The sequence below is a fragment of the Sphingomonas sp. H160509 genome (assembly GCF_024124765.2).
Classification (GTDB): domain Bacteria; phylum Pseudomonadota; class Alphaproteobacteria; order Sphingomonadales; family Sphingomonadaceae; genus Sphingomonas.
In genome coordinates this window covers 1,506,432-1,531,500 of record NZ_JAMXSR020000002.1, presented here as the reverse complement: position 1 = coordinate 1,531,500, position 25,069 = coordinate 1,506,432, and the positions used below count along the sequence as shown (strand labels likewise).

Genomic DNA, 25,069 nt, shown 5'->3' with positions numbered 1-25,069 from the left:
TCATGACCCCAATGAACCCTACGCGGCGCGATACGCTGAAGGTCGCACTGCTCGGCGGTGCGACCGCGTTGCTGCCGGTCCGGCTCGATGCCGCGCCCGCGCGCGTGTTCCAGCCCGCGCCGATCCGCTGGATCGACGGGACTGCGCCGACGATGCACTTGGGGCAGACGTTCGGCATCGCCTGGCCGCGCGGCGTCTTGAAGCGCAACACCGCGCTTGCGGTTCGCACCGCCGATGGTGCCGACATACCCGCGCAGACCTGGACCACCGCGACCTGGCCCGACGGTTCGATCAAGTGGACCGCCCACGCGATACCCGCCGATGTCGCGCCCGCTGGCCTGATCGTCACGCGCGGTCGGGCGACGACACCGGCGCGCGCGGTGAAGGTCACCGAGACGACCGATGCCGTGCTCATCGACGTCGGCGACCTGCGCTGGGAGATCGGTCGCACCGGCCCCGCATTGGTCCGCTCGGCGAGCCAGTCCGGGCGGCCCGTGCTCGGCGCCGTTTCTCTAGTCGGTTCGGTAAAGTCCGACCCGCTCCACGGCGAACCCGTGTCGTTCGCCGGCGAGATCGAAAAGGTCAGCATCGAGCAACGCGGACCCGTCCGCGCGGTCGTCAAGATCGAGGGGCGGCACGCGATGGCCGATCGTCGCTGGCTCCCCTTTACGGTGCGGCTCTATGCCTATGCCGGATCGGCGGCGTTGCGGATCGTCCACAGCTTCGTGTTCGACGGCAATGCGGGCCATGACTTTCTCGCGAGCCTGGGCGTGCAGGCGTCCGTGCCGATGCGTGGCGCGCTCCACGATCGCCACGTCCGCATCGCCACCGACGGCCAGATGTTCGCCGAGGGTGTCCGACCGCTCACCGGCCTGCGTCGCGATCCTGGCCGTGCGTTCCGCGAGGCGCAGATCGCTGGCCACGCTACGCCGCCGCTCGCAACGATGGCGCCAGCGGTGCGCGACACGCTGGAACGAATCCCCGCCTGGGGCGACTTCCGTCTCGAACAGCCCAACGCCAATGGCTGGCAACTGACCAAGCGGACCGCGCCGGGGCAGGGGCTGGATCGACGCCGATGAGGGGCGCGCGGGTGCCTGGGCTCGCCTATGTCGGCGGTCCCGACGGCGGCGTCGCAATCGGCCAACGCTATTTCTGGCAGCGTCATCCTACCGCACTTCACATCGACGGGGCGGATCGCAATGCCGCGCGGCTGACCGCGTGGTTGTGGTCGCCCGAAGCACCGGCGATGGATCTGCGCCCCTATCACGGCGCGATGGGGATGGAGGGATACGCCGCACAGAACGAGGGGCTGTCCGTCACCTATGAGGATTACGAGCCCGGCTGGGACGATGCGTCGGGCATCGCGCGTACCAGCGAGCTGACGCTCTGGGCGTTGCCCGCGACGCCCGACACCGCGACGCTCGCGCAGATGGCGAAGGCTCAAGCGACACCGCCGCAGTTGATGGCGAGCCCCGAACACCTCCACGCCGCGCACGTGTTCGGCGACTGGGGCCTGCCCGATCGCTCGACGCCGAACCGCACCGCGATCGAGAACCAGCTCGACAATTTGATCGACTTCTACGCGGGCGAGGTCGACCGCCGATCCTGGTACGGGTTCTGGAACCACGGCGATATCATGCACACGTACGACAGCGACCGGCATCGCTGGCGGTACGATATCGGCGGGTTCGCATGGGACAACAGCGAACTCTCGCCCGATCTCTGGCTCTGGTATTCGGTCCTGCGCACCGGCAACGCGCAGGCGTTCCGCTTTGCCGAGGCGATGACGCGGCACACCGGCGAGGTCGACGTGTATCATGGCGGTCGCTTCGCCGGCATGGGCACGCGCCACGGCGTCCAGCACTGGAGCGACAGCTCGAAACAGCCACGCGTCAGCAACGCCAGCTATCGCCGCATCTTCTATTACCTGACCGCCGACGAGCGCGTCGGCGACCTGATGCGCGACCTGCTGACCTCGGACCAGACGCTTCAACAGGTCGAGATCGGGCGCAAGGTGCCGGGCGCGAAGAAGCCGATCCTGCCGGCCGGCACGATCGAGATGACGTTCGGCACGACCTGGTGCCCGCTCGCGGCGGCATGGCTGACAGAATGGGAGCGGACCGGCGATACGCGCTGGCACGACCGGATCGTCGCCGGGCTCGACAGCATCGGCCGCCTGCCGCACGGCTGGATGACCGGCAGCGCGCCGTTCGATCTCGCCTCGGGACGGTTCGTCGACCAGAACCGCGGTATCCGGCTCTCGCATCTGAACGCGGTATTCGGCGCTGTCGAGGTGAGTTCCGAACTGATCCGCCTGCTCGATGTGCCGCGCTATCGGACCGCCTGGCTCGACTATTGTCGCTGGTACAACGCGCCCCAAGCCGACTATCTCGCGAAATTCGGCGCACCGTTTGGCCCGCGCAACCTCCGTGAGGCTCATTCGCGGCTCACCGCGTACGTCGCGCACGAAACGCAGGATGCGACACTCGCTGCCCGAGCGGCGGGCGAGTTCCTGTCGGGCGATGCAGGGCTTGGCACATGGCCGAGCGATCCGCGGCATACCGAAGGGCACGTCACCGAATGGCCCGGCGTCTCGACCAACGCGTCCGCGCAATGGGGTCTCGCCGCAATCCAGTGTCTGACGTTGATCCCCGAGGCGCTCGACCGTTCGACCATCCAATCGCCGGAGGAGTTGGGCAAACGCCGTCTTGGCGACGCCGGTCGCGATTGATTTGAAAATCCCGTATTGTGGTCACTTGCGCCAAAATATGCGGAGCGGTATCGGTTCTATCAACTGAGGTGTCGCTTCCGGCATCCATCTCTCGGCCATCGGAGTCCCGCATGTACGACCGCACCTACTACGCCACGCACCCCGACATGATGGAGTGCGTCTCCAACGACGAACTGCGCGACCGGTACCTGATCCAGGACCTGTTCCGCGACGGTGAGTGCGTGCTCAACTACACTCATGCCGAACGCTTCGTGATCGGCGGCGTCGCCGTCGCTAGCGGCTCGGTGAAGCTGCCCGACCAGGCCGAGCCGGCATCGGCGGCAGGGCACCCGTTCCTGGAGCGTCGCGAACTCGCGGTCGTCAACGTCGGCAAGGTCACGGGCACCGTCACGGTCGACGGCGAGACGTTCACGCTTGGCAACAAGGATTGCCTGTACGTGACGATGGGCGCGAAGGACGTGCAGTTTTCCGGCGACGGCGCACGCTTTTATCTGGCATCGTGCCCGGCGCACAAGGCGTTCACGACGCGGGTGATCTCGGTCGGTGATGCGACCACGCTGGAGCGCGGCAGCCTCGAGGACTCGAACGAGCGCACGATCTACCAGATGGTCATCCCCGGCATCTGCGACAGCGCGCAGCTCGTCATGGGCCTGACCGTCCTGAAGCCCGGCTCCGTCTGGAACACGATGCCGCCGCATATCCATGAGCGTCGCAGCGAGATCTATTTCTACTTCGAGCTCGACGATCTCGAGAAGGACCGCGTGTTCCACTACATGGGCGAGGGCGAGGCGACCCGGCATATCGTGATGGCGAACGAGGAAGCGGTGATCAGCCCGCCCTGGTCGATCCACATGGGTTCGGGCACCAAGGCCTATGCGTTCATCTGGGCGATGGCGGGTGAGAACCAGGATTATACCGACATGAACGTCCTGGATATCTGCCAGCTGGCGTAAATCTTCCCCCCCTCCCGTTCACGGGAGGGGTCGGGGGAGGGCGTGTCCACGAGCGTTGGCCCTCATTTCCCCTCCCCTAGCCCCTCCCGCAGGCGGGAGGGGGAATGAGAGAGAAAGCATGACAAATCCCTTCGATCTCACCGGCAAGGTTGCCATCGTCACCGGCGCGAACACCGGCATCGGCCAGGCCATCGCCCTCGCGCTCGCGACCGCCGGCGCGGACGTGGCCTGTGTCGGCCGCACGCCTGCCGAGGATACCGTCGCGCAGATTCGCGCTCTCGGGCGGAACGCGGAGATCGTGTCGGCCGACTTGTCGACGATCGAACCGGTCCAGCGCGTCGTCGACGAGACGGTGGCCAAGCTCGGCGGTCTTGACATCCTGATCAACAACGCCGGCATCATCCGCCGCGCCGACGCGGTCGACTTCACCGAAGCGGACTGGGACGCGGTGATCGACACCAACCTCAAGTCGGTGTTCTTCCTGTGCCAGGCCGCCGGCCGCCACATGATCGCGCAAGGCTCGGGCAAGATCGTCAACATCGCCTCGATGCTGACCTTCCAGGGCGGCATCCGCGTGCCGAGCTACACTGCGTCCAAGTCGGGGATCGGCGGGCTGACCAAGCTGCTCGCGAACGAATGGGCGGCCAAGGGCATCAACGTCAACGCGATCGCACCGGGATACATCGCGACGAACAACACCGCTGCACTCCAGGCGGACGAGACCCGCAACCGCTCGATCCTCGACCGCATCCCGGCAGGGAAATGGGGCGACGCGAGCGATCTTGGCGGTGCGGCCGTGTTCCTGTCGTCGGCGGCAGCCAACTACGTGCAAGGCCACATCCTCGCCGTCGATGGCGGCTGGCTCGCTCGGTGATCCTCACGTCGTCGTCGAGAATTGTGAGACTTCAGCGTTCCCGAGCCTTTGCCGAAAACTATAAAATTTAGCGCAAAATTGCTCATACGAACTGCGCCGTGAGTTAAGGCATCTGCGTAACTTTAATTGGGTCGATGAGCTTTACCAGGAACCTGTCAAAATCGGCTTCTCTGGTTGGCGCTGTCACGATCACGCGATCCGTCTGTCTACCGCCGAAACGGGTGACTTTGGGCGTTCCTGAAGTGGCGTGACGAATGCGATCATCTTCGCGAAGATCTGATAACCGGCGCTTTCGCAGACCGTCTCGTGTACGTGTGTAACGCAATAGCCCCAGAGACGAGCGAGGGGCGGGTACCGTGTAATTGCCTATGAACTACATAGGCCAGTCATAGCTAAGCCGTGGTGTTCCGGAACATTGTCCGAACCACCACGGCTTATATTCATGTCACCGAAGCTCAGGTCGCCTGGTTGGACGAGACAGGCTTGGCCGTGACGTCGAAACGGTCGGCGTTCATGACCTTGACCCATGCCTTGACGAAGTCGCGAACGAACTTCTGCTCGTGGCCGTTCTCGGCATAGACTTCGGCCGTCGCGCGCAGCTGCGAGTTCGACCCGAAGACGAGGTCGGTACGGGTCGCCTGCCACTTCTTCTCGCGACCACCACGATCGTAGCCGATGAACTTCTCGTCGCTCGACGTGTCGACCAGATCCCAGAACGTGTCGTTGTCGAGCAGGTTGACGAAGAAGTCGTTAGTCAGCTGACCCTTACGCTCGGTGAGGACGCCCTCGGGCGCGTCGCCGAAGTTCGCGCCGAGCACGCGCAGGCCACCGACCAGCACGGTCATCTCCGGCGCGGACAGGCCGAGCAGCGACGCCTTGTCGAGCAACAGCTCCTCGGTCTTCACCGGATGACGCGTCTTCAGGTAGTTGCGGAAGCCATCGGCCTGCGGCTCCATCCACACGAAGCTCTCGACATCGGTCCACTCCTGCGTCGCATCGCCGCGACCGCCGAGGAACGGCACCGAAACGTCGTGGCCGGCATCGCGCGCGGCCTTCTCGACCGCAGCCGATCCGGCCAGCACGATCGCATCGGCCAGCGACATGTCGCCGCGCAGTTCGTTGAGCTTGGCCAGGACCTTGCTCAGCTGCTCCGGGCTCGTTGACCGGCCAGTCCTTCTGCGGCGCGAGCGCGATGCGCGCACCGTTCGCACCACCGCGGTGGTCCGACCGGCGATAGCTCGATGCCGACGCCCAGGCGGTCTTGACCAGCTCGCCGATCGTCAGCCCGCTCGACAGCACGGCGTCCTTGAACGCAGCGGCGTCGGCGTCCGACGGCGCGGTGCCCTCGGGAACCGGATCCTGCCAGATCAGCGTCTCTTCCGGAACCTCAGGCCCGAGATAGCGAACCCGAGGACCCATGTCGCGGTGCGTCAGCTTGAACCAGGCGCGTGCGAACGCGTCGTCGAGTGCCGACTGATCTTCACGGAAACGCAGCGCGATCTCGCGGAACTCGGGGTCCATCTTCAGTGCCATGTCGGCGGTGGTCATCATGGTCGGCACGCGCTTGTTGGGATCGCGTGCGTCGGGTGCCATGTCCTCGGGTGCCGGGTTGACCGGCTGCCACTGCTTTGCGCCGGCCGGGCTCTCGGTTAGCTCATAGTCGTACTTGAACAGCAGGCGCAGGTAATCGCCGGTCCACTTCGTCGGGTTGTTAGACCACGCGCCCTCGATGCCCGAGGTCGTGATGTGACCCAGGCCAATTTCCTCGCTGTCGGTCATCCAGCCAAGACCCTGCATATGCACGGATTCGGAAGACGGAGCCTTGAAATGCGGGGCAGGCTTGGCACCATGCGACTTGCCGAACGCGTGGCCGCCGGCGGTCAGCGCGACGGTTTCCTCGGAGTTCATCGCCATCCGCAAGAAGGTCGCCTTCATGTCGCGTGCCGACAGGAGCGGGTTCGGATCACCGCCCGGACCCTCCGGATTGACGTAGATGAGACCCATCTGGATCGCGGCAAGCGGGCCTTCGAGCTCGGGCATGTCTTCGCTGATGCGCGTCTGAGCACCCTCGTTGACCCACAGCTCCTCGGCGCCCCAGAACGTGTCGCCCTCGGAGGCGAAGACGTCCTTGCGGCCGCCAGCGAAACCGAAGATCGGACCGCCCATGCTCTCGATCGCGACGTTGCCGGCGAGGATGAACAGATCGGCCCAGCTGATGTTCTTGCCGTACTTCTGTTTCAGCGGCCACAACAGGCGACGTGCCTTGTCGAGGTTGCCGTTGTCCGGCCACGAATTGAGCGGCTCGAAGCGCTGCTGACCCGACGACGACCCGCCGCGACCATCGGTCACGCGGTAGGTGCCGGCGGCGTGCCATGCCATGCGGATCATGAAGGGGCCGTAGTGACCGTAATCGGCCGGCCACCAGGACTTGCTGTCGGTCATCAGCGCGGTCAGGTCCGCCTTCAATGCGGCATAGTCGAGCTGCTGGAACGACTCGGCATAGTCAAACTCTTCGCCCATCGGGTCGGGGAGACGCCGTGCTGGTGCAGCATGTCGATCGGCAGCGCATCCGGCCACCAATCCTTGTTCGTGCGACCCAGCAGCGAGCGGGCCTTGACCTCGCCGCCGCCATTGGGGCCCATCGGGCAACCGCTGCTCTTGGGCTGTTCGTAATCGGCCATGTCGGCGTCCTCTCTCAATCAGTGTTACCTGCGTGATCGGAAGATGCAGGATATGACCGACATTTGTCCAATCGATTATTCGGATACGATTGATGACAGCAGTCGATCACCAACGCTGGCCGAGTGTCGCGTTGCGGAGCGCAGGGGAGCCGTGTGTCTGCCACGGGCTTCGAAACGCTAACCCCTTAGAAAGCAGCAAGATTGCGTTGTCCCGGTTGGTCGCTGCGCTTAGACGCGTTGGCTGGCTTATCTGACCCCGGGGGAAATATGGCAACCAAGGCCGCGAGGGGCATCGTCGAGCGCATGTTCGCGCGCAAATCCATTGCGCAGGTGCAACGCGAAACCGCGGCGAGCGAGCTGAAGCGAACGCTGGGCAAATGGAACCTGCTGATGCTGGGCATCGGCTGCATTATCGGCGCGGGCATCTTCGTGCGCACCGGCTCGGCGGCCGCGCTGCACGCCGGGCCGGCGGTGCTGTTGTCGTTCGTCGTGGCGGGTATCGTCTGCGCGTTTGCCGGGCTGTGCTATGCCGAGCTGTCGTCGACGTTGCCGGTGTCCGGATCGGCGTACACCTATGGCTACACGACGCTCGGCGAGTTCGTCGCGTGGATGATGGGCGCGCTGCTGATGCTCGAATACGGGCTGGCGGCGTCGGTGGTGGCGGTCGGCTGGTCGGGCTATGTGGTAAGCCTGCTAGGCGATTTGGGCTTGCACATTCCGCCGCAGTTCACCGGGCCGGCCGGGTACCCACTGATGCGGGGCGGCGTGCCGGTGCTCGTCGACGGCCAGCCGGTGACGACGATCTTCAACCTGCCGGCGTTCCTGATCTGCCTCGCCCTCGCCGCGTTGCTCGTGCGCGGGGTGGCGGAATCGGCCAAGGTCAACACGATCATCGTCGCGATCAAGGTCGGCGTGCTGGTCGCCTTCATCGCGGTCGGCGGCGCGATCGTGCTGTCGCACTTTAACGAACTGGTCGCACGCAACTGGACGCCGTTCATCCCCGCCAGCCAGGGCGACGGCAAGTTCGGCGTGGACGGCGTGATGCGCGCCGCCTCGATCGTGTTCTTCGCGTATGTCGGCTTCGAGGCGATATCGACGGCGGGGCAGGAGGCGAAGGATCCGAAGAAGGACATGCCGTTCGGGATCATCGGAGCGCTGGTCGTCTGTACGCTGATCTACATGCTCGTTGCCGCGATCATGACGCTGCTGGTGCCCTATACCGCGCTCAACGTGCCCGATCCGGTCGCCGTGGTGGTCGACAGTTTCGGCCCGACCTGGAGCTGGCTCGCCAAGCTCATCAAGATCGGCGCGATCATCGGCCTGACGTCGGTGGTGCTGGTGCTGATGTACGGCCAGACCCGGATCTTCTACACGATGGCACGCGACGGCCTGTTGCCGCGGGTGTTCGCGACCGTGCACCCGACGTTCAAGACGCCGTATGTCAACACGGTGCTGGTCGGCGTCATCACCGCGGTGGCGGCGGGGTTCTTCGACATCAACGTGCTCGGCGACATGACCTCGGTCGGGACGCTGTCGGCGTTCTCGATCGTCTGCCTGTCGGTCATCTATCTGCGCCGTGCCGCGCCAGACTTGCCACGCGGCTTCACCGTACCGCTCTATCCGGTGGTGCCCCTGCTGGGCATCGCGTCGTGCGTCTACCTGATCACCACGGTGCCGATGAAGGTGCTGGTGTTCTTCCTCTGGTACATGGCGGGCGGGGTGGTGCTGTATTTCGCGTACGGCATCCGCCATTCGAACCTGCAGCGTGGCGAGCCGCAGGACGATGCGCCCGACATGGGCGAGTATGTCGCCCCGGTCGGGGAACAGCCCTGAGCTTATTCAGGGGGCTGTCTTCAGAGTGTTTGGCGTCCGACCTGGACGAAAGCGCGGGGCAGGGGCCGACAGGTGCGGACGATCTGGCCGGGCTGTTGATATATCAGCCTGTCGGTCGTGGGAGCGAGAACACTTGACCGTGATGGCTGCCAAATGTGTAGGGCGCGTGACCACCTTGAACCGGTCGCGGACGCGCCCACTCCTCCTTCGTCTTGAACCGTCGCAACCACCACGTCGTGTAGGTGTTGTTTGTGAAGAGACGCGAAGATCGGAGTGCCGTGGGGTGATCGATCATGACGAAGCTGCCGATCTGGCGGCGTTCATGCTGGCCTTCCGGCGCAGCCGTACCGAGGAACTTCCCTCATCGCTGTTCGGCGAACCCAGCTGGGACTTTCTTCTCGAGCTGTTCATTGCCGACGCGCGCAGTGCCCGCATGACCGGGCGAGACATCAGCGAGTTGCACCGCATTCCAACCGCAGTAGCATCCCGCTGGCTCCTGCATCTGACCGCCGAGGGTCTGATCGTCGGCGATGGTACGGGTGATCTCGACGATCCGCTGACGTTGTCGGGGGGCAGCGATAGGGAAAATGGAACGTCTTCTGTACAAGGCCAGCATGCTGAAACACCGCGTATCCGAATAGCGGCATACGCGGCAAAGTCGCCAAGCCACAGCTCGAACCCGCCCGTGGTCGGGCGCGTTATGGAGCGATCGGAGCACCTCAATTGCGTGGGGAATCAGGTGCGATTTGCACTGTGTTCGGCAGTTGGTAAATGGCTGAAATAGATCGCCGCGCTAAGGACGTTATGACAGATCGGACCGAGAACGCGGTTAGCGTCGAACAGCGCTTGCGCGAGAGTGAAGCCCGCCTCCGCCTCCTGACCGAAGCGAGTTCGGACGTCCTCTACCGGATGAGTCCGGACTGGGGAGAGATGAAGGAGCTCGACGGCGGCGGCTTCCTGCCGAGCACGTCTTCGTCGAAGCCGAACCGTTCGTGGTTGCTGTCCTATATTCCCGAGACCGATCAAGCCGCGGTGACCGCAGCCATCGATGACGCCATCCGGCTCAAGGCGACGTTCGATCTCGAACATCGCGTGGTCCGTTCGGACGGCACTGTCGGCTGGACGCAGTCGCGTGCCGTACCGCTGCTGAGCCCGGCCGGCGAGATCATCGAATGGTTCGGAGCGGCAAGCGACATCAGCGCCCGGCGCGATGCAGAGGCGGCTCTTCAAGAGAGCGAGGCGAAGTTGCGTAAGCTGAACGCGACGCTCGAGCGGCAGGTCAATGAGCGTACGGCCGAGCGGGACCGCATGTGGGATACCTCGCCCGATCTTCTCGTGGCGGTCGACTTCAACGGTATGTTCCGCCGGGTCAATCCGGCCTGGACCACGGTTCTTGGCTATGAGCCCGACGAGCTGATTGGACACCATGTCAACGAATTCGTCGTCCCGACCGATCATGACAAGACGGTCGACGCCTATGAGACGGCCGCGGCGGGGAACCAGCTGAGAATCGAAAACCGGTATAGGCACAAGGATGGCTCGAACCGCACGATCTCATGGGTCGCCGCACCGGCTGGTGACATCACCTACGCTACCGGCCGCGACGTCACGGGCGAGCGCGAGATGGAGGCGAGGCTGCACGACGAGCAGGATTTCGCGCGCCTCGCCCTGTCGGCCGTGGGGGGCGTCGGCGTGTGGACCTATGACGTCGCCACCGATCTCTTCTTTTTGCGACGCGGCGGTCTCGGCGTTGTACGCACTGGACCCCGAGCGCGGTGCCGCCGGCCTGCCTCGCGAGGAGTTTCTCGCCAACGTTCATCCGCAGGATCGTATTTCGCTGCAGAAGACAATGTCTGGCGGTCTGCAACGCTCGGGAGATCTGGAGCTAGAATATCGATTGGTTCATCCGGACGGATCGATCCGATGGGTGCTCTCCCGTGGGCACACCTATTTCGACGACAACGGCAAACCTGTCCGGCGAACCGGCGTCGGCGTCGATATGACCGGGCAGCGGCAAATCGAAGATCAGCTACGCCAGGCGCAGAAGATGGAAGCGGTCGGCCAGCTTACCGGTGGTCTGGCGCATGACTTCAACAACCTCCTTACCGGCATGATGGGCAACCTGGAGTTGCTCCAGTTGCGCCTGGAACGTGGCAAGCTCGACGACGCCGAGCGCTTCATCAACGCCGCCCAAGGTGCCGGACGGCGGGCCGCTTCCCTGACGCAGCGGCTGCTCGCGTTTTCGCGTCGGCAGACGCTCGATCCCAAGCCAACCGACGTCAATCGCCTGGTCGCGGGAATGGAGGACCTGCTGCGCCGGACGGTCGGGTCGACCGCCGATATCGAGGTGGTGGGCGCGGCCGGGCTGTGGCCCGCGATGATCGACGCGACGCAACTCGAAAGCGCCATTCTCAATCTCTGCATAAACGCACGGGACGCCATGCCCGAAGGCGGACGGATCACGATCGAGACGGCGAACACATCGCTGGACGATCGCGCGGCTCTGGAGCGCGACCTGCCGCCCGGCCAATATCTGTCGGTCTGCGTCACCGACACCGGCACGGGCATGTCGCCGGCAACGATCGAGCGCGCCTTCGAGCCCTTCTATACGACCAAGCCGATTGGTCAGGGCACCGGGCTCGGTCTTTCGATGATTTACGGTTTCGCCCGCCAGTCGGGTGGACAGGTGAGGATCTCCTCCGAGCTGGGGCAGGGAACCACGATCTGCATCTATCTTCCTCGCTATGCGGGCGATGCCTTGCCGAGTGATCAGGAAGAGGCGATCGCATCCGCTGCCTTGGCTAGCGGCGAGACGATCCTGGTGGTCGATGACGAAGCGACGATCCGACATCTCATCGACGAGGTGCTCGAAGAACAGGGATATACCGTGATTGGCGCAGCGGATGGCGCAGCAGGCATCAAGGTATTGCAATCGGGTGCCAAGATCGAGCTGCTGATCACCGACGTCGGCTTACCCAACGGCATGAACGGGCGGCAGGTCGCTGACGCGGCGCGTTCTCTCCGACCCGACCTGAAGGTGCTCTTCATTACCGGCTATGCGGAGAATGCCGCGGTCGGCAACGGGCATCTAGAACCCGGGATGGCGTTGCTCACCAAGCCTTTCACGATGCAGGGGCTGGCAGCCAAGGTTGCGGAGATGATCGGTAGTTCCCCGTCATCAGCCTAGTTGAGCAGGCGAAGTCCATCAGGCGCGCGCCTTGCTCCCGTAGACAAGCTCGAACAGGGGGCATGATCAAGTCCATCAAAGCCTGCGCGTTTTCTAGCGTCCCCACCGCCATAGCGAAGAAGTGGGGAAAGCGACTGCGGCGGAGATATCCCGGCATCCGGACGTCTACGTGCCGGCCTATGTAGCAGCGTAATGCATCCACGATTGGGACCGATCAGAGTGCAGCTTGATGCTGACTTACCTCTTTAGATAGGCAGCGAGTTCTTCTGGTGCTGCCCGCGGGAAGGAGTTTCTCAGAAAATCCAGGAAGGCGGATACGCGAGCGTTAAGCAGCCGCCGCGTCGGGTAGAGCGCCCATAACGCAATCTCAGATTTCGCAACGTTGCCCCAAGGCGCCAGCCGCCCGCAGTCGATGTCGTCGCTGACGAGCGATAACGGCAGCTTGGCCACGCCGACCCCGGTACGCACTGCATCGCGGATCATGATCAGCGATGACAGGCGCAGCACAGGATTGACCGCTATCTCGATAGGGCCGTCCGGCGTGTCGACGGTCCAGCTTCGCTCAGGGTCGTTGCCGCGCACCACGGCGGGCATGATCCCCTCTGCCAACCGCACCATGCCGGGACCAGCCACCACCACCAGTCGGTCGTGCAGGAAAGGACGACCGACCAGCGTATCGTCTGGTGCGGGATTGACGCGAATGACGAGATCGTAGCCCTCTTCTATCATGTCCACCATTCGGTCGTCCGTGGTCACTTCCAGGCGAACATCCGGGTAACGGCGGATGAATTCCGCGGCCAGCCGACCCATGGCCGTCTGCGAGAACAATAGCGGCGCGCTGATCCGCAGCCGCCCGCGCGGCGTCTCGCCACCCGAACTGATCGCGACGGCAGTCTCCTCCAGTTCGGCGAGCAATGGGCCAGTACGGGCGAACAGCGCCCGGCCTTCTTCGGTCAGCTTCAATGTTCGTGCACCACGCTCGAACAGGCGCACGTCGAGCGCGGCTTCAAGTTCTGCCACGCGCCGCGACAACGTCGCCTTGGGGCGGTGGCTCGCGCGTGCCGCTTTTCCGAACCCCTCATGGCGGGCGACAAGAGTAAAGTCGGCTAGCGCAAGCAGATCCATGAGTGTTCCACTGCTGAGACAGTGCGTCCAGATTGCACGTCTATTCGTCTGCGGATGGATCACGCATCTTTGGCTCGTCAGCAAGACAAATCGAAGGAGTAACCCAATGACCATTCTCGTGATCGGTGCCACCGGCCGTGTCGGCCGCCATGTCGTCGACCAGCTCGTGAACCGCGACGCCCGTGTTCGTGTCCTGACGCGCGATACTGCGAAGGCGGATTTCCCGGCCGACGTCGAGGTCGTCCAGGGAGACCTGCTCGACATCGATGGGCTGCGTGCCGCTTTCGCCGGCGTCCGCACGCTGTTCCTGCTCAATGCCGTGACCGGCGACGAGTTTACCCAGGCGTTGGTAACCCTCAACGTTGCGCATGAGGCGGGTGTCGAGCGGATCGTGTACCTGTCGGTCTTCGACGCTGACCGGGCGGTCAACGTACCGCACTTCGCGGTGAAGTACGGTGCCGAGCGGATGCTCGAAGCAATGAACTTCAGCGCGACCATTTTGCGCCCGACCTATTTTATCGACAACGAGATCATGGTGAAGGACGTGATCTTGCAGCACGGCGTCTATCCAATACCGATCGGCGGCAAGGGCGTCGCCATGGTCGACGCGCGCGACATAGCCGAGGTGGCCGCGCTGGAGCTGATCCGTCGGGATCAGGCGCCGGGCAAACTGCCGATGACAACGATCAACGTCGTCGGCCCGGAGACGCTCACCGGCGAGCAGATCGCCGCGATCTGGTCCGACGTGCTCGGCCGGCCCGTGGTGTACGGCGGTGACGATCCGAGCGGGTTCGAGTCCAACATGGCGACCTTCATGCCCAAGTGGAGCGCCTACGAAATGCGCCTGATGGCCGAGCGCTACGTCAGCGACGGCATGATCCCGAAGGAAGACGACGTCGAGCGTCTCACGACACTGCTGGGCCGTCGACTGCACACCTATCGCGAGACTGCCGAGGCACTTGCTGCTGGCTAGCAGCGGGCATTCCTCGAACCTGGCAATGAGCCTTTTTGTGCAAACGCGCGGTCACCGTTGCGCGGTTGGACTAGGAAAAGGCCATCGCCCGGTTTCAAGGTAGGCGACAAACGCGCCATGTTCGCGGCACCGACCGCGTCAACGACAAGCTCCGCATCGTCGATAGCATCCTTGGCCGCACCCTTGGTAGAGTCGACGAAGCGGTAGCAGCTGGTGCATCAGCTCCGCGTCCTTGGCCGATACGACGGCGACCACCTGCGTCCCCTGCCATCTGGCAAGCTGGACGAGGCGGTCGCCGACCCCATCGCGGGTGCCGTCACTACCCCCCGTCTTGCCTTCGACCGGCACGGCTCCTGGTGAAACGCATGGAATGGATCGGGTGCGTCGTGTCTTGCCTCGGTCAGGACTTCCAAGCGGTCAGCAGGGATACAGGTGTGGCCGCGGTGTCGACGTGATCGATACCCACGAGCTTGTGGGTCAGCGCTGTAGCTCACGCCCTGAAATACTGAGGATGTGTAACGCTGCCTTTCATCAGGTCTTTCTGGCAGCGCACCATAGAGAACACCTCGTCCCGATCTTGAACGCCGCCACCTCGTCAGCGATCGCCAGGACGATGCTCAGCACAACGGTGCCATTCATGATGCGAACATAGGATGCGGCTGCCACTTCGCCGGTAGCGCTCGATAACGGACCAGTGGGCAGGGCCCGGGTGAGCGAGATTGTCGTCCATCGCACCGACGGGGATGGGCTGCCGGTCCGGGCACGGAGCGGGTTGGTCGAGCCGATCGATGCCCGCGTCACGCGGTTGCTGGCACTTGCGCTGGGGGGTGAAGCTGGCCCTGTCAGTGAATTGGTTTCGCACCACAGTTGGCTGATGGACGGCTCGTTCGGGTAAACGGGTTTCGCCTCTGCGCAACTTCGTGTCGATGCCTTCTACGTCGATCCCATACTCGCAACTGCGCGGTTGATGTTTCGTATGAAACCCGAATGATGTTTCTCCGCCAAACCCGCGGACCTAAGCAATCTGGCAGGTCAAGGTAACGCGGGAAAGTACGATGGCGAACATGCGCGATCCTGGCCCTTCAACGTTGCGCACGCGCAGACAGTATGTTCTTGACCTCTTCGATCGAACGAGGGGCGATATCGTCGAGGATCTCGATGAAATCGAGCGGGATCCACGTCTTCGCGCGTTCCAGCAGGAGAGGAATGGGGCTCGATGGCTCCTGTCGGCGATAGAAATCGATCACCAGGTCGAGCGCCTTGGCGACGTCGGCGCGACCGTTCAGGACATCGGGGAGGGCGCTGCTGCCGGGTGCCGCGACAATCGTTTCCGTGTCGGCATCGTCGCGCAGTTCCGCCGGCAGCAGCGCGTTCGCCGCAGCCCGGATCGCGCGGATCGCAACGTAGACAGGCGCGAAATTGCTGCCGGTATCGCCCTCGGCGAAGGCAACCAGCGTTGCGTCCACCTCCCTGAGCGCCTCGGCGAGCACGTCGAGATGGGCGATGGCTGCAATCAGGCTCTCCGGGCCGATCGCCGTATCGTCGAGCGCGGCACGAAACGCACCATAATCGTCCTCGTTGGCACCGCCACGCGCAAAACGGATCAGATCAGCGCCGTCGAAGCGTCCGAAACGTTCATGCTCGATCAGCGCGATACCTTGGAGCGGACTGACGAACGCGGTGAAGTTGGCGAGCGTGTCGCAGGCGCCGCGGCGGCCGGGAAAGCCGTAATCCTCGAGCCGGGGGTGGACCGTATCCCAGAAGCGATTGGTGAGCCCGGCGAGCGCCTGTACGCCAGCAACGGTCACGTCCAGGCGTCCCGACCTGGCACCGGCGCGGGCGAGATAGATGGCAAGCCAGATATCCTTGGTGCGATCCGCCTGGTCGACGATCAGCGCGGTGATCTCGCGCCAGTCGACCGAAGTGGCGGGAGCATCCGTCGATCCATCGCTTCCGGACGGCATGTCGAACGCCTGTTCGATACGGAAACGGTCGGGGTCGTAGGCGAGGTCCGGGCCGGCGGGATCGTCGCCGGATATCGGGGCGAGGAAGCGTTCGAGATCGATCGTCATGCAGGCCGCTCCGTGTCGGTCGTGACGCCACGATGGCGGCGATGCGGGCTAACCCGTCAGTCGGCGTGCAGCAATCGCCGCAATGATGTCGAACGTAACGCAAGAGCGGTCGCATGAAGCGGCAGGCAGAGATCGATGTGGCGCTGGGATCCAGGGCCCGGTTGATCGGCTTCCATTCGGCCGAGCGGCTGAGCCAGCCTTTCCAGATCGAAGCGGAAGTCGTGCTGGAGGACCGGGTCGACATCCTGCCTGCGCTGGGCAAGCCCGCCTGCATCACGGTCTACGAGGTGGACGCGCCGGTCCGGTATTTCCATGGATTGGTGATCGAGGCGCATCACCTGCGACAGACCGACGAGGGGCATCATTACGCATTGGTGCTGCGGCCTTGGCTGCACCTGCTCGACAGCAATCGTGCGTATCGGATCTTCGAGCAGAAGACCGTAGTGCAGATGCTGCGCGATGTGCTCGCGCCCCATAGTAGACATATCGACTATGGCGGGCTGACCGAGACCTATCGGCCCTGGCCTTACTGTGCGCAGTACCGCGAGAGCGACCTGTCGTTCGTCATGCGCCTGATGGAGCGAGAGGGGATCTATTTCTACTTTCGCCACGATAAGGGTGAGCACACGATGGTGCTGTGCGACAGTCGGGCCGCTCACAAGCCCTCGCCCCGCGCCGCGACCGTGAAGCTTCGTCCCGACCTCGTCGGCGGTCATGGTACCGAGGACTCGCTGTGGGAGTGGCACGAGCATGTACGGAGCGGCGGCGAACGGCGCGTGCTGATCCAGAGCTTCGACTATGAGAAGACCCTGGTCCGCGATGGACGCGCGGACGGCAGTACGCGCGGCCCGGCCGATACGCAGGAAATCCACGACTATACTGGGGACTTCGTCGATCCGACGCTGGCCAAGCATTGGGCGCAGGTGCGGCTGGAGGCGTCGCGCGCCGACCAACGGGTCTATACGGGATCGGGCGACACGATCGGCATCGCCTGCGGGGGGCTGTTCAAGCTCGACTCCGCCGACGCCTTTGATCGTGGCCGCGAGTTCATCGTGATCACGCTCGACTATGCCATGGACGCGGAACCGTGGCGCAGCGACGGCGACATGACACGGCGCGAGGTCTCGATCGAGGCGATCACCAGCCAGACGAAGTGGCGCGCGCCCATCGTGACGCCGGCGCCGTTCGCGGGGCCGGAGACCGCGATCGTCATCGAGGGTGGTGCCGACGACAGCCGCGTCGACCGCATGGGCCGGGTAAGGGTTCGCTTCCTCTGGAAGAAATCCGACGAGGCCGACATAAAGGCGCGGTCCTGCTGGCTGCGCGTTTCGCATCCGTCGGCGGGGGGCGAGCTTCGGCCACGTGACGCTGCCGCGGCTCGACGAGGAGGTGATCGTCGATTTCCTCAACGGCAACCCCGATCGCCCGATCGTGACCGGCCGCGTCTATAATTCACGTCACCAACATGCTTACGCGCTGCCCGCCAATCGGACGCGGTCGCTGTACCGGTCGAATACGATCGGCAAGATGGGCAGCTATGCGGGGGCCGAGACCAGGCCGCGCGCGCCGGCGTTCAACGAACTCAGCTTCGACGACAAGGGCGGGGCCGAAGAAATCTATCTGCGTGCGCAGCGCAATCGCCGCACCGACGTGCTGTACGACGACGCGGAAACCGTGAACCGCGACCAGGCGAACCGGGTCGGCCGCGACCGCGAGACCGCCGTCCGACGCAACGACAGCACCACGGTCGAGACCGGCAACCACAGCCTGACGATCACCCGCGGCGCGTCGACCGTGCAGGCACGCCAGCGCATCATGCTGCGCGTCGGCACGAGCCGCGTGTTGATGACCCCTGCGACCATAACCGTTGCACAGGGGACGTCGCGGATCACGATGACGTCGACCGGCATCACGCTCGCGGTCGGCCCCAATATGATCAGCCTGACGCCCGCCGGGATCACGTTGAACGGCACGACCATCACCGGCAACGCTCTGTCCGCGCTCACCTGGGAAGGCACCGTCAGCACGCTCCACGGCAAGGCGGCTGTGAACGTGCTCGGCGGCGCGGTGGTCATTGCATGAGCGGGCCCCTGGCATGGATCGGTATGGACCGAGGCGGGGCAGGTGCGGTCGCTGCTGGAGTGGCCGGCGGGTGCCGACGACCGGCTGGCACCCGATGATTGCTTCGCGCGACTGCGGGCACGACGCAGGGGGGCGGACGCGGCCTGTTTCCTCGCGGTGGCGATGCCGCGCTACGAGGCGGTGCTGTGGGCGGCACGGGGCGTGTACGATCTCGTGCGCCAGCCCGACGCGGATGCGATGGCGACCGTCACGGCCTGGTTGCGCGACCCGTCGGAAGCGCGCCGTCGCGACGCCGAAGCGATCGCGCGGACCATGCGCACGCCGACACCCGAGCGACTATGCGCCTGGGCGGCGTTCATGGCGGGCGGATCCGTAGCCCCCCGAAGGTTCCGCGCCGTTCCTCGCGCCGCGCGATGCGACCGGTCGCTTTGCCGCGGCCGCGGTGATCCTGGCGGCGGCACCGCACGGCGATGCCGGGCTGGACGCGATCCTCGACGCCGGTGCGCGGATGGCCGAAACGATGGAGTGCGCTGCATGACGCTGGTTTTGTCGATACAGGGCATGGACACGCTCGAGAATGGTGCGCCGACGATGCTGAGGCTGGTACGGCACGGCGCCATCGTCGGGCGGTCGGTCCATGCCGACTGGAGTTTGCCGGACCGCAAGAACCACCTGTCGTCGCGCCACTGCGAGATCAGCTACCGCGACGGGACCTATGTACTGACCGACCGCAGCACCAACGGGACGTTCGTCAACGGCGCGACCGAGGCGGCTGACGGCGCCGCACCGGATTGCGAACGGCGACCGGATCGTGATCGGCGCTTACGAGGTGCTGGCGGAATGTGCCGGCGCGGCATCGCCACCCGCCGCGGTCGTCGGCTCAGGATGGAGCGAATGGAACGAGGTCGCGCCGGCACCGTCATCCCGGTCGGCTTCACCGACCGCCAACACGAACGAGGAGGCGGTACCGCTGCCGTTCGACGGGGGTGGATGGGACACGCCGGCGCCGCTCTCGGTCTCGGCATGGGCGAGCGAACCGTCGGAACAGTCGTCGCCGTCCGCCGCTCAGCTCTGGGGAGAATTGGCGGAGCGCGGCCCGAAAGCGGTCGATGCGGTCCTTCCGCCGCCGCCCGCGGTCACGCGTGGCTGGGGCGCGTTGGAGGATGTCCCGACGCACGGTACCGAACCGCGAAACGACAGCACGGAACCGCGCGATCCCGAGCCGGACGTCACCGTTCCGCCCCGCACCGATCTGATGCTGCGGATGCTGGGTGGCCTGGCCGCGCTGGTCGAGGCACGGGCGCGAGCCAAGGCGGATCTCGGCGTCGTGTCGACGACGATCGAGCTCGACGGCAACAATCCGATCAAGTTCATTCGGTCGCCCGAGCGGATGTTGGATACGCTGTTGCAGCCGCCGCAGCCGGGTTTCATGCCGGCGGAGCTGGCGATCGACGATGCGTTCCGCGATATCCAGCTGCACGAGATGGCGACGGCGGCGGCGATGCGTGCGGCGATCGAGCAGACGATCAAGCGGTTCTCGCCCGCCGCGATCCGCGCGCGGCGGCGGGGTGGCGGCTGGTTGGCGAAGCTGCTGCCGCAAGCGCGCGCCGCGGCGTTGTGGCACGCCTATGAAGACGAGTTCGAGGGCGTGGTGCGCGATGCCGACGAAGCATTCATGGACCTGTTCAGCAAGGCCTTCCGCACCGAATACGCGCGCTGCCTGGATGCTGCGGCGGTTGCTCGCCCACGTCGATAGGGAGCAGATCGGCGCGGGTCGCCAACGCAAAAGGGGGAACGATCGTCACGGCGCCGTTCCCACGCCATCAGATTTCGAGCAGCAGCGCGCCGATCTGTGTCGCCTGTTCGCAGCCGATGATCGTCACCGTCACATTGTCCTGCGCGCCACGTTCGAGGGGCGCGATCGAGCAGCAGTTGCGCGACCCGGTCGGGTGATGCGGATACGAGTGCACGGCGAATTTCACGATCGTCGACCATTCCGCTCAACCCGTCGCTGCATAGCAGGAACACGTCGCCCCCCCGCGAGCGATCCCTCGATCCGGTCGAGCAGCAGGGCCTCGGACGTACCGACCGACCGCGCAAGCACGTTGCGAAACGGATGGTCCGCGGCATCCCGGCGATCGAGCAGCCCCCGCGCGATCATCCGTTCCACCTCGGTGTGATCGGTGGTGAGCTGGGTCAGCGTACCCGCCCGGTGGCGATAGACGCGACTGTCGCCGGCCCACAACACGACATAGCGGTCGTCACGGATCAGCAATATCGCCACGGTCGATCCGATCGGTGCGCCGCTCTTGCGGGTCGCGGCCCAGATCGTCGCGTTCGCAGCCTTCAGCGCCTCCGTCACGGCATCGGCCGCGCCCTCTATCGCGAGCGGAAGCGCGATGTGCTCCAGGGCGTCGGCGATCGTGCGCGAGGCCCATTGGCCGCGTTCGTGCCCCTCCCATCCCGTCGGCAATGGCCCATAGCCCGGCTTGCAGACGGACCACGCCTGCATCCTCGTTGACCGCACGCACCGTCCCCGGATGAGTTCGATATGCCTGCTCGAGACGGAGGGCTGCCGGCGATCGCATCGTCATAACGTCCAGTCCGCCTGCCATTCCCGCATCGGCGGGGAGGCGATCTCGGCCTTGGGAGGGATATTGGCCAGCGCGTTGACGGCATCGTCGAGGATCGCGGCGGCATCACGCTGCTGGAGGAACGCGTCGTACAGGCAGCGTTCGAGGCTCGGCGCCATCCATTCGCCGTCGTCGCGCAGTCCGCGACCGCCGACCACGCCCAGTACGAACAGGAACGGCCGGCCGACCCGGTCGCACGAAAAGGCCGCGCACCCCACTTGCCAATAGGCTTCGCCGCGTCCCGGCTCCAGCACGAAGCCACGGGGCGTCGTCGTCTCGAGGATGCGGTCGAACGCCTCGCCGCCGCGCGCGCGTGTCGTGGCTAGCGTGTCGATGCAGCGCCGGTCCCAGATACGCTGCGCCTCCAGCGTCAGGCCGCGGCACAGGAAGTCGCCGAATGCGGGCAGTTTGCCGAACAGGAAGGGGGCGGGTTTCGCTCATAACCGCTCCGGGCAGCGGAAGGAGAAGGGGCCGTTGCGCGCGAACGGGTTGTCGGCCGATGCGTAGGTCACGCGTAATGCGGTGCGATGGGGTGCGTCGCCGAACCAGACGACGATCGCCTGCGCGCCGGCATTCTGCATGCGTTCGGCGGCGGCGATCAACCGAAACAGCGCGAAGCTCCCCTGCCGGTCGATCCGCGACAGCGTCTGCGTGCCGTTCATCAGCGCGAGCGACGCCTGCGGCAGCGTCGTCGGTGTCCAGACGATCGGGTACGAGGCCGGATCGCGCGCCGCCAGCGCGTAACGGGTGTTGCCGACCGAGAGGTCGACGGTCGTGACATCGGCACCCGCGGTCTGGAGCGAGACCTGCAGGACCAGCCCGCCGGCCGTTAGGTCGCGGATCGCCGCGGCCTTGCGGAACGAGTCGGCACTCGACGGCGAGAACCGGCTGGCGACCGTATCGTTCGTCCGCCAGCGCCACCGCTCCGGTGCCTGGACGAGCAGCGGCTGCAGGTTGCCGCGGACGAACCCGTCGATTTCGCCGTTGTTGCCATAGACGCGTTGCAGTTCGGCCGGCGACACCTCGGTCGTGGCGGCGGCGTCGAACGGGAAGCGGCGATTCGTGGTCGTGCGACAACTGGCGAGGATCGTCGCGCTGTATTGGTCGTTCAGCATGGTCTCCGTCGTCCTGGCGGCGGCACCGCGACCGTTGCGGCCGATACCGCCGACGAAGGATTGCAACTGTGGTGGGGCGGACACGCCGGCGGTGGAGAGATCGCCCAGCGCCGAGGCGAACTGGCCACGCAGCGCATCACCGCCGACGTTCGCGCCTGGCATGGCGCCTGCCGACGCGGCTGACGCAGCCTGCCGGACCGCCTGGACGAGCGCGTCGACCGGCGGCGGTGCTCCGGCCTCACCGCGCGTGAAGGCCGCCGCTGGCCGGAAATGCGCCTGGATCGCGGTTCCCGCGTCGAACCGCGCACTCGATGCTTGCGACGTCCCGAGCGTGGTGTTCCTAACGGTCTGATCGAGCAGCGTCCGCAGCGGCGATTGCGTCCGCGTGAAGCTGCCGAGCGCCTGGCGGTCGCCGAAATAATCAGCCGGCTGTGGCGTTGCCAGCACGTGATCCCACGCGGCGATATAGTCCTGTGCGTAGCTGCGCGCGACGGTATCGTTGATCGCGGGCAACTGATCGCGAACCGACACCTTGGCCCCGTCGGACCCCAATACCCACAGGTCGCGGTCGAGTTCCGCGCCGATGTCGGCGAGCCCCGGACCGAACGCGCGTTTATAGCCATCCCGGGTGAAGAACCACGGCACCGACAGCGCCATGACCGTGTCGCCGTTGCGGAATGCGCGGCCATCGCTTTCGGCCATCACCGCGCTTGCCAGCCAGTCGGGATGCCCGGAGGCGGCGGCACGCTGGCGCAACATCGCATAGGCACGGTCGGCGAGCGGCAGCCCGATTACCGCCGCTCTCGACTGGGCGAGCAACCGGCCATCGAGCGGTGCCCGACGGTTCGCCCACACCCGTCCGAGATCGTCGTCGGCAAGCAGCGCATCGAGATGTACCGCCAGGCGGTGTCGGACATCCTCCCGGTCCGCGCCCGGCAAGGCGGTTGTCGCCCAGTCGTTCCGTACCCAGGCGCCCACGGCACGCGTGTCGATCGGGCCGTAGCCACCCAGCATCAGATAGGTCGTGAGCGGATCGTACAGTCGGATGGGCGTCTGCGCGTCGGTCCGAAGCGCCTGTTCGAGTTCGAGCAACAGGCGGGGCAGCATGATCCGTTGCAGCGACTCCAGATACGTCGCGCGTGCCGCCTGCGCATGGCCGGACTGGTAGAGGCCGAGCCGCATTCGCCACGACGGCCGTCCCGACAGTTGCGCGGCATAGCCGCCCGGTAGTGCCCGCAGCCGATCGAGCACGGGCAGCATCTGTTCCAGGTCGGGATCGTCGGCACGCACCTCCGCCAGGTCGGCGCCGCTGGCAGTGATTGCCGCCGCTGCCGCTCGCGCGCCCGACAGGTCGGCCGCCTGCAAGCCCTTGTTGGCCTGGAACGAGCCATCCCACAGGAACAGCATCACGATCGCAACCGCGGCGAATGCGGCGATACCGCCGATATTGGCGAGGTGCCGGCGTCGCTGCACGACGGGCTCCGGTTCGACCAGCCCGGCCTCCGGAAACATGACCTCGGCGAACAGGCGGTTCAGGAAGAACGCTCGCGTTCGCGTGGTGGCCGCCGGACTGGCAATGCCGTCATACGAGGTGGCGAGCGATGCCAGCAGCCGGTCGATCGGCGACCCCTCCTGCTTGCTGCTGGCGAAATAAAAGCCGCGGAGTCGATGGCCCGGCGCGTCGTCCTCGGGCAGCATGCCGCCCACCAGCCGGGCAAACCGTTCGCGCAGCGACAGCAATTGCGCGGAAAAACCGATGATCCGGCTACGGCGCTGGCGATCGGGCTCGTCCTGCAGGCGCTTGGCGGTTCGTGCGTCGATCGCCTCGACCATCCGATCGAACGCCGCGGTCATGGTCGCGGCGGTGACGGGCTCGTCGATCGCCAGCGTGCCACCCAGCACCGCGCGGCGGCCATCGGCGGCGAGATCTGCGAAAAAGTCTCCAAAGCCTTCGAGCAGGTCGGTCTTTGTCAGCAGCAAATAGACCGGTGCGGCAATCCGGAGCGTGGACCGAAGTTCCTGGAGCCGACGCCGTATCGCTGCGGCGTGCGCGTCGATCCGCTCGCGATCCTCCGATACCAGCATGTCGACACCGATCGTGACGATGATGCCGTTGACGGGTTCGAGCGGGCGTGTCCGGCGCAGCAGCGTCAGGAATCGCTCCCACCCCTTGGCATCGCCGCGCGGGTCGGAGTCCTGCGTCGTGTAGCGGCCGGCGGTATCGACCAGCACGGCATCGTCGGTGAACCAGAAATCGAGATTGCGGGTGCCGCCTTCCCCCTTCAGCGCACCGTCGGCATAGGGAAAGCGCAGCCCGGAATTGAGGAAGGCGCTGGTTTTGCCGGAGCCGGGCGGGCCGATGATCACGTACCACGGCTTGGCGTAGAGATAGTTCTTGCGGCGCCCGGACGCCTTGCGCAACTCGGCCAAGGCCTCGCGCAGCCGCGTCGAAACCGCCGCCGCGTCTGCCTCGCCCCGGTCGGGTGTGGCGATGCCCTCGGCGATCGCGCCGGCGTTGCGGCGCCCCCGCCACGCGCGCCACCCCGCGACCGCGCCGAACACGACGACCACCGCGATGATCAGCCCGAACCGGAAGCGCGAGCTGTTGAGTGCGGGAAACAGCATCGGCAGGCCGACCGAGCCCAGCAGTGCAATGATGACGCCCGCGGGCACGATCATCACGTACCAGTTGCGCTGCAGTTTTTCGATTCCGCTCATCGTCTACTCCCGTGCGCGGCACGACGATTTCGACGCGGCGGTTGAGTGCTTTCCCCGCTGCGGTGGCGTTGGTGGCGATGGGGCGGGTTGCC

Annotated in this window: 17 protein-coding genes and 6 pseudogenes; 16 read left to right on the top strand and 7 right to left on the bottom strand. The window is 65.5% G+C overall.

Annotated elements, in window-relative coordinates:
- Positions 1 to 2 precede the first annotated feature (2 nt).
- From NHF48_RS09200 to kduD, 5 genes and pseudogenes are all read left to right on the top strand, one after another.
- Positions 3 to 1,079, top strand: a complete 1,077-nt coding sequence (locus tag NHF48_RS09200; protein WP_253070924.1) for an exo-rhamnogalacturonan lyase family protein — start codon at positions 3 to 5, stop codon at positions 1,077 to 1,079.
- Positions 1,076 to 1,378: pseudogene (locus tag NHF48_RS25910) on the top strand (exo-rhamnogalacturonan lyase family protein); the annotation flags it as partial. The gene NHF48_RS09200 and the pseudogene NHF48_RS25910, both read left to right, overlap by 4 nt.
- 51 nt (positions 1,379 to 1,429) lie before the next feature.
- Positions 1,430 to 2,731: an exo-rhamnogalacturonan lyase family protein gene (locus NHF48_RS09195; protein ID WP_446741206.1), complete on the top strand. Its 1,302-nt coding sequence runs from the start codon at positions 1,430 to 1,432 to the stop codon at positions 2,729 to 2,731.
- A gap of 110 nt (positions 2,732 to 2,841) precedes the next feature.
- The gene (gene kduI, locus NHF48_RS09190) at positions 2,842 to 3,684 is read left to right on the top strand and encodes a 5-dehydro-4-deoxy-D-glucuronate isomerase (protein WP_120300984.1); all 843 of its coding nucleotides are present in this window, start codon (positions 2,842 to 2,844) and stop codon (positions 3,682 to 3,684) included.
- Positions 3,685 to 3,802: 118 nt separating this feature from the next.
- Positions 3,803 to 4,558, top strand: coding sequence for a 2-dehydro-3-deoxy-D-gluconate 5-dehydrogenase KduD (gene kduD / locus NHF48_RS09185; protein WP_253070922.1), 756 nt, complete (start codon positions 3,803 to 3,805; stop codon positions 4,556 to 4,558).
- A gap of 455 nt (positions 4,559 to 5,013) precedes the next feature.
- On the opposite strand, the pseudogene katG reads toward kduD, so the two are convergent.
- Positions 5,014 to 7,239: pseudogene (gene katG, locus NHF48_RS09180) on the bottom strand (catalase/peroxidase HPI).
- 267 nt (positions 7,240 to 7,506) lie between these two features.
- On the opposite strand from katG, the gene NHF48_RS09175 reads away from it, so the two are divergent.
- From NHF48_RS09175 to NHF48_RS09160, 4 genes and pseudogenes are all read left to right on the top strand, one after another.
- Positions 7,507 to 9,072, top strand: a complete 1,566-nt coding sequence (locus NHF48_RS09175; RefSeq protein WP_253070921.1) for an amino acid permease — start codon at positions 7,507 to 7,509, stop codon at positions 9,070 to 9,072.
- 283 nt (positions 9,073 to 9,355) lie between these two features.
- The gene (locus tag NHF48_RS09170) at positions 9,356 to 9,856 is read left to right on the top strand and encodes a hypothetical protein (RefSeq protein ID WP_253070920.1); all 501 of its coding nucleotides are present in this window, start codon (positions 9,356 to 9,358) and stop codon (positions 9,854 to 9,856) included.
- Positions 9,844 to 10,698: pseudogene (locus NHF48_RS09165) on the top strand (PAS domain-containing protein); the annotation flags it as partial. The gene NHF48_RS09170 and the pseudogene NHF48_RS09165, both read left to right, overlap by 13 nt.
- 157 nt (positions 10,699 to 10,855) lie before the next feature.
- A pseudogene (locus tag NHF48_RS09160) lies at positions 10,856 to 12,259 on the top strand (ATP-binding protein); the annotation flags it as partial.
- 237 nt (positions 12,260 to 12,496) lie between these two features.
- Here the strand turns inward: NHF48_RS09160 and NHF48_RS09155 are convergent.
- Positions 12,497 to 13,384 (bottom strand): LysR family transcriptional regulator, encoded by an 888-nt coding sequence (locus NHF48_RS09155; RefSeq protein WP_253070918.1) that lies wholly within the window; start codon positions 13,382 to 13,384, stop codon positions 12,497 to 12,499.
- Positions 13,385 to 13,490: 106 nt separating this feature from the next.
- On the opposite strand from NHF48_RS09155, the gene NHF48_RS09150 reads away from it, so the two are divergent.
- Both NHF48_RS09150 and NHF48_RS09145 read left to right on the top strand, forming a co-directional pair.
- Positions 13,491 to 14,357 (top strand): SDR family oxidoreductase, encoded by an 867-nt coding sequence (locus tag NHF48_RS09150; protein WP_253070917.1) that lies wholly within the window; start codon positions 13,491 to 13,493, stop codon positions 14,355 to 14,357.
- A 709-nt stretch (positions 14,358 to 15,066) separates the two neighbouring features.
- On the top strand, positions 15,067 to 15,252 hold the full coding sequence (locus NHF48_RS09145) for a hypothetical protein (protein WP_253070915.1): 186 nt from the start codon (positions 15,067 to 15,069) through the stop codon (positions 15,250 to 15,252).
- Between the two features lie 187 nt (positions 15,253 to 15,439).
- Here NHF48_RS09145 and NHF48_RS09140 read toward each other — a convergent pair whose 3' ends face one another.
- Positions 15,440 to 16,429, bottom strand: a complete 990-nt coding sequence (locus NHF48_RS09140; protein WP_253070914.1) for a type VI secretion system protein TssA — start codon at positions 16,427 to 16,429, stop codon at positions 15,440 to 15,442.
- Between the two features lie 113 nt (positions 16,430 to 16,542).
- On the opposite strand from NHF48_RS09140, the gene NHF48_RS09135 reads away from it, so the two are divergent.
- From NHF48_RS09135 to tagH, 5 genes and pseudogenes are all read left to right on the top strand, one after another.
- A complete protein-coding gene (locus tag NHF48_RS09135; RefSeq protein ID WP_253070913.1) occupies positions 16,543 to 17,880 on the top strand; it encodes a type VI secretion system Vgr family protein in 1,338 nt (445 codons plus the stop codon).
- On the top strand, positions 17,819 to 18,511 hold the full coding sequence (locus NHF48_RS09130; protein ID WP_263816825.1) for a bacteriophage T4 gp5 trimerisation domain-containing protein: 693 nt from the start codon (positions 17,819 to 17,821) through the stop codon (positions 18,509 to 18,511). The genes NHF48_RS09135 and NHF48_RS09130 overlap by 62 nt, the downstream gene beginning before the upstream one ends.
- A gap of 162 nt (positions 18,512 to 18,673) precedes the next feature.
- A pseudogene (locus NHF48_RS25905) lies at positions 18,674 to 18,862 on the top strand (DUF6931 family protein); the annotation flags it as partial.
- Between the two features lie 183 nt (positions 18,863 to 19,045).
- A pseudogene (locus tag NHF48_RS09120) lies at positions 19,046 to 19,210 on the top strand (type VI secretion system-associated FHA domain protein TagH); the annotation flags it as partial.
- 112 nt (positions 19,211 to 19,322) lie between these two features.
- On the top strand, positions 19,323 to 20,267 hold the full coding sequence (gene tagH, locus NHF48_RS24925) for a type VI secretion system-associated FHA domain protein TagH (RefSeq protein WP_253070910.1): 945 nt from the start codon (positions 19,323 to 19,325) through the stop codon (positions 20,265 to 20,267).
- Between the two features lie 67 nt (positions 20,268 to 20,334).
- On the opposite strand, the gene NHF48_RS09110 is transcribed toward tagH, so the two are convergent.
- The 4 genes from NHF48_RS09110 to tssM form a co-directional block, all read right to left on the bottom strand.
- The gene (locus tag NHF48_RS09110; RefSeq protein WP_253070909.1) at positions 20,335 to 20,493 is read right to left on the bottom strand and encodes a hypothetical protein; all 159 of its coding nucleotides are present in this window, start codon (positions 20,491 to 20,493) and stop codon (positions 20,335 to 20,337) included.
- Entirely contained in the window at positions 20,490 to 21,023 is a 534-nt protein-coding gene (locus NHF48_RS09105) for a PP2C family protein-serine/threonine phosphatase (RefSeq protein ID WP_253070908.1), read from the bottom strand. Before NHF48_RS09105 ends, NHF48_RS09110 begins: the two co-directional genes overlap by 4 nt.
- Before the next feature lie 78 nt (positions 21,024 to 21,101).
- Complete coding sequence (gene tagF, locus NHF48_RS09100) at positions 21,102 to 21,551, bottom strand: type VI secretion system-associated protein TagF (RefSeq protein ID WP_263817027.1); 450 nt, start codon at positions 21,549 to 21,551, stop codon at positions 21,102 to 21,104.
- Positions 21,552 to 21,581: 30 nt separating this feature from the next.
- Entirely contained in the window at positions 21,582 to 24,977 is a 3,396-nt protein-coding gene (gene tssM / locus NHF48_RS09095; RefSeq protein WP_253070907.1) for a type VI secretion system membrane subunit TssM, read from the bottom strand.
- Positions 24,978 to 25,069 lie beyond the last annotated feature (92 nt).

Coding starts and splice junctions, on each gene's coding strand:
- NHF48_RS09200 (WP_253070924.1), top strand. CDS start 3: ATGACCCCAATGAACCCTACGCGGCGCGATACGCTGAAGGTCGCACTG.
- NHF48_RS09195 (WP_446741206.1), top strand. CDS start 1,430: ATGGCGAAGGCTCAAGCGACACCGCCGCAGTTGATGGCGAGCCCCGAA.
- kduI (WP_120300984.1), top strand. CDS start 2,842: ATGTACGACCGCACCTACTACGCCACGCACCCCGACATGATGGAGTGC.
- kduD (WP_253070922.1), top strand. CDS start 3,803: ATGACAAATCCCTTCGATCTCACCGGCAAGGTTGCCATCGTCACCGGC.
- NHF48_RS09175 (WP_253070921.1), top strand. CDS start 7,507: ATGGCAACCAAGGCCGCGAGGGGCATCGTCGAGCGCATGTTCGCGCGC.
- NHF48_RS09155 (WP_253070918.1), bottom strand. CDS start 13,384: ATGGATCTGCTTGCGCTAGCCGACTTTACTCTTGTCGCCCGCCATGAG.
- NHF48_RS09150 (WP_253070917.1), top strand. CDS start 13,491: ATGACCATTCTCGTGATCGGTGCCACCGGCCGTGTCGGCCGCCATGTC.
- NHF48_RS09140 (WP_253070914.1), bottom strand. CDS start 16,429: ATGACGATCGATCTCGAACGCTTCCTCGCCCCGATATCCGGCGACGAT.
- NHF48_RS09135 (WP_253070913.1), top strand. CDS start 16,543: ATGAAGCGGCAGGCAGAGATCGATGTGGCGCTGGGATCCAGGGCCCGG.
- NHF48_RS09105 (WP_253070908.1), bottom strand. CDS start 21,023: ATGCAGGCGTGGTCCGTCTGCAAGCCGGGCTATGGGCCATTGCCGACG.
- tssM (WP_253070907.1), bottom strand. CDS start 24,977: ATGAGCGGAATCGAAAAACTGCAGCGCAACTGGTACGTGATGATCGTG.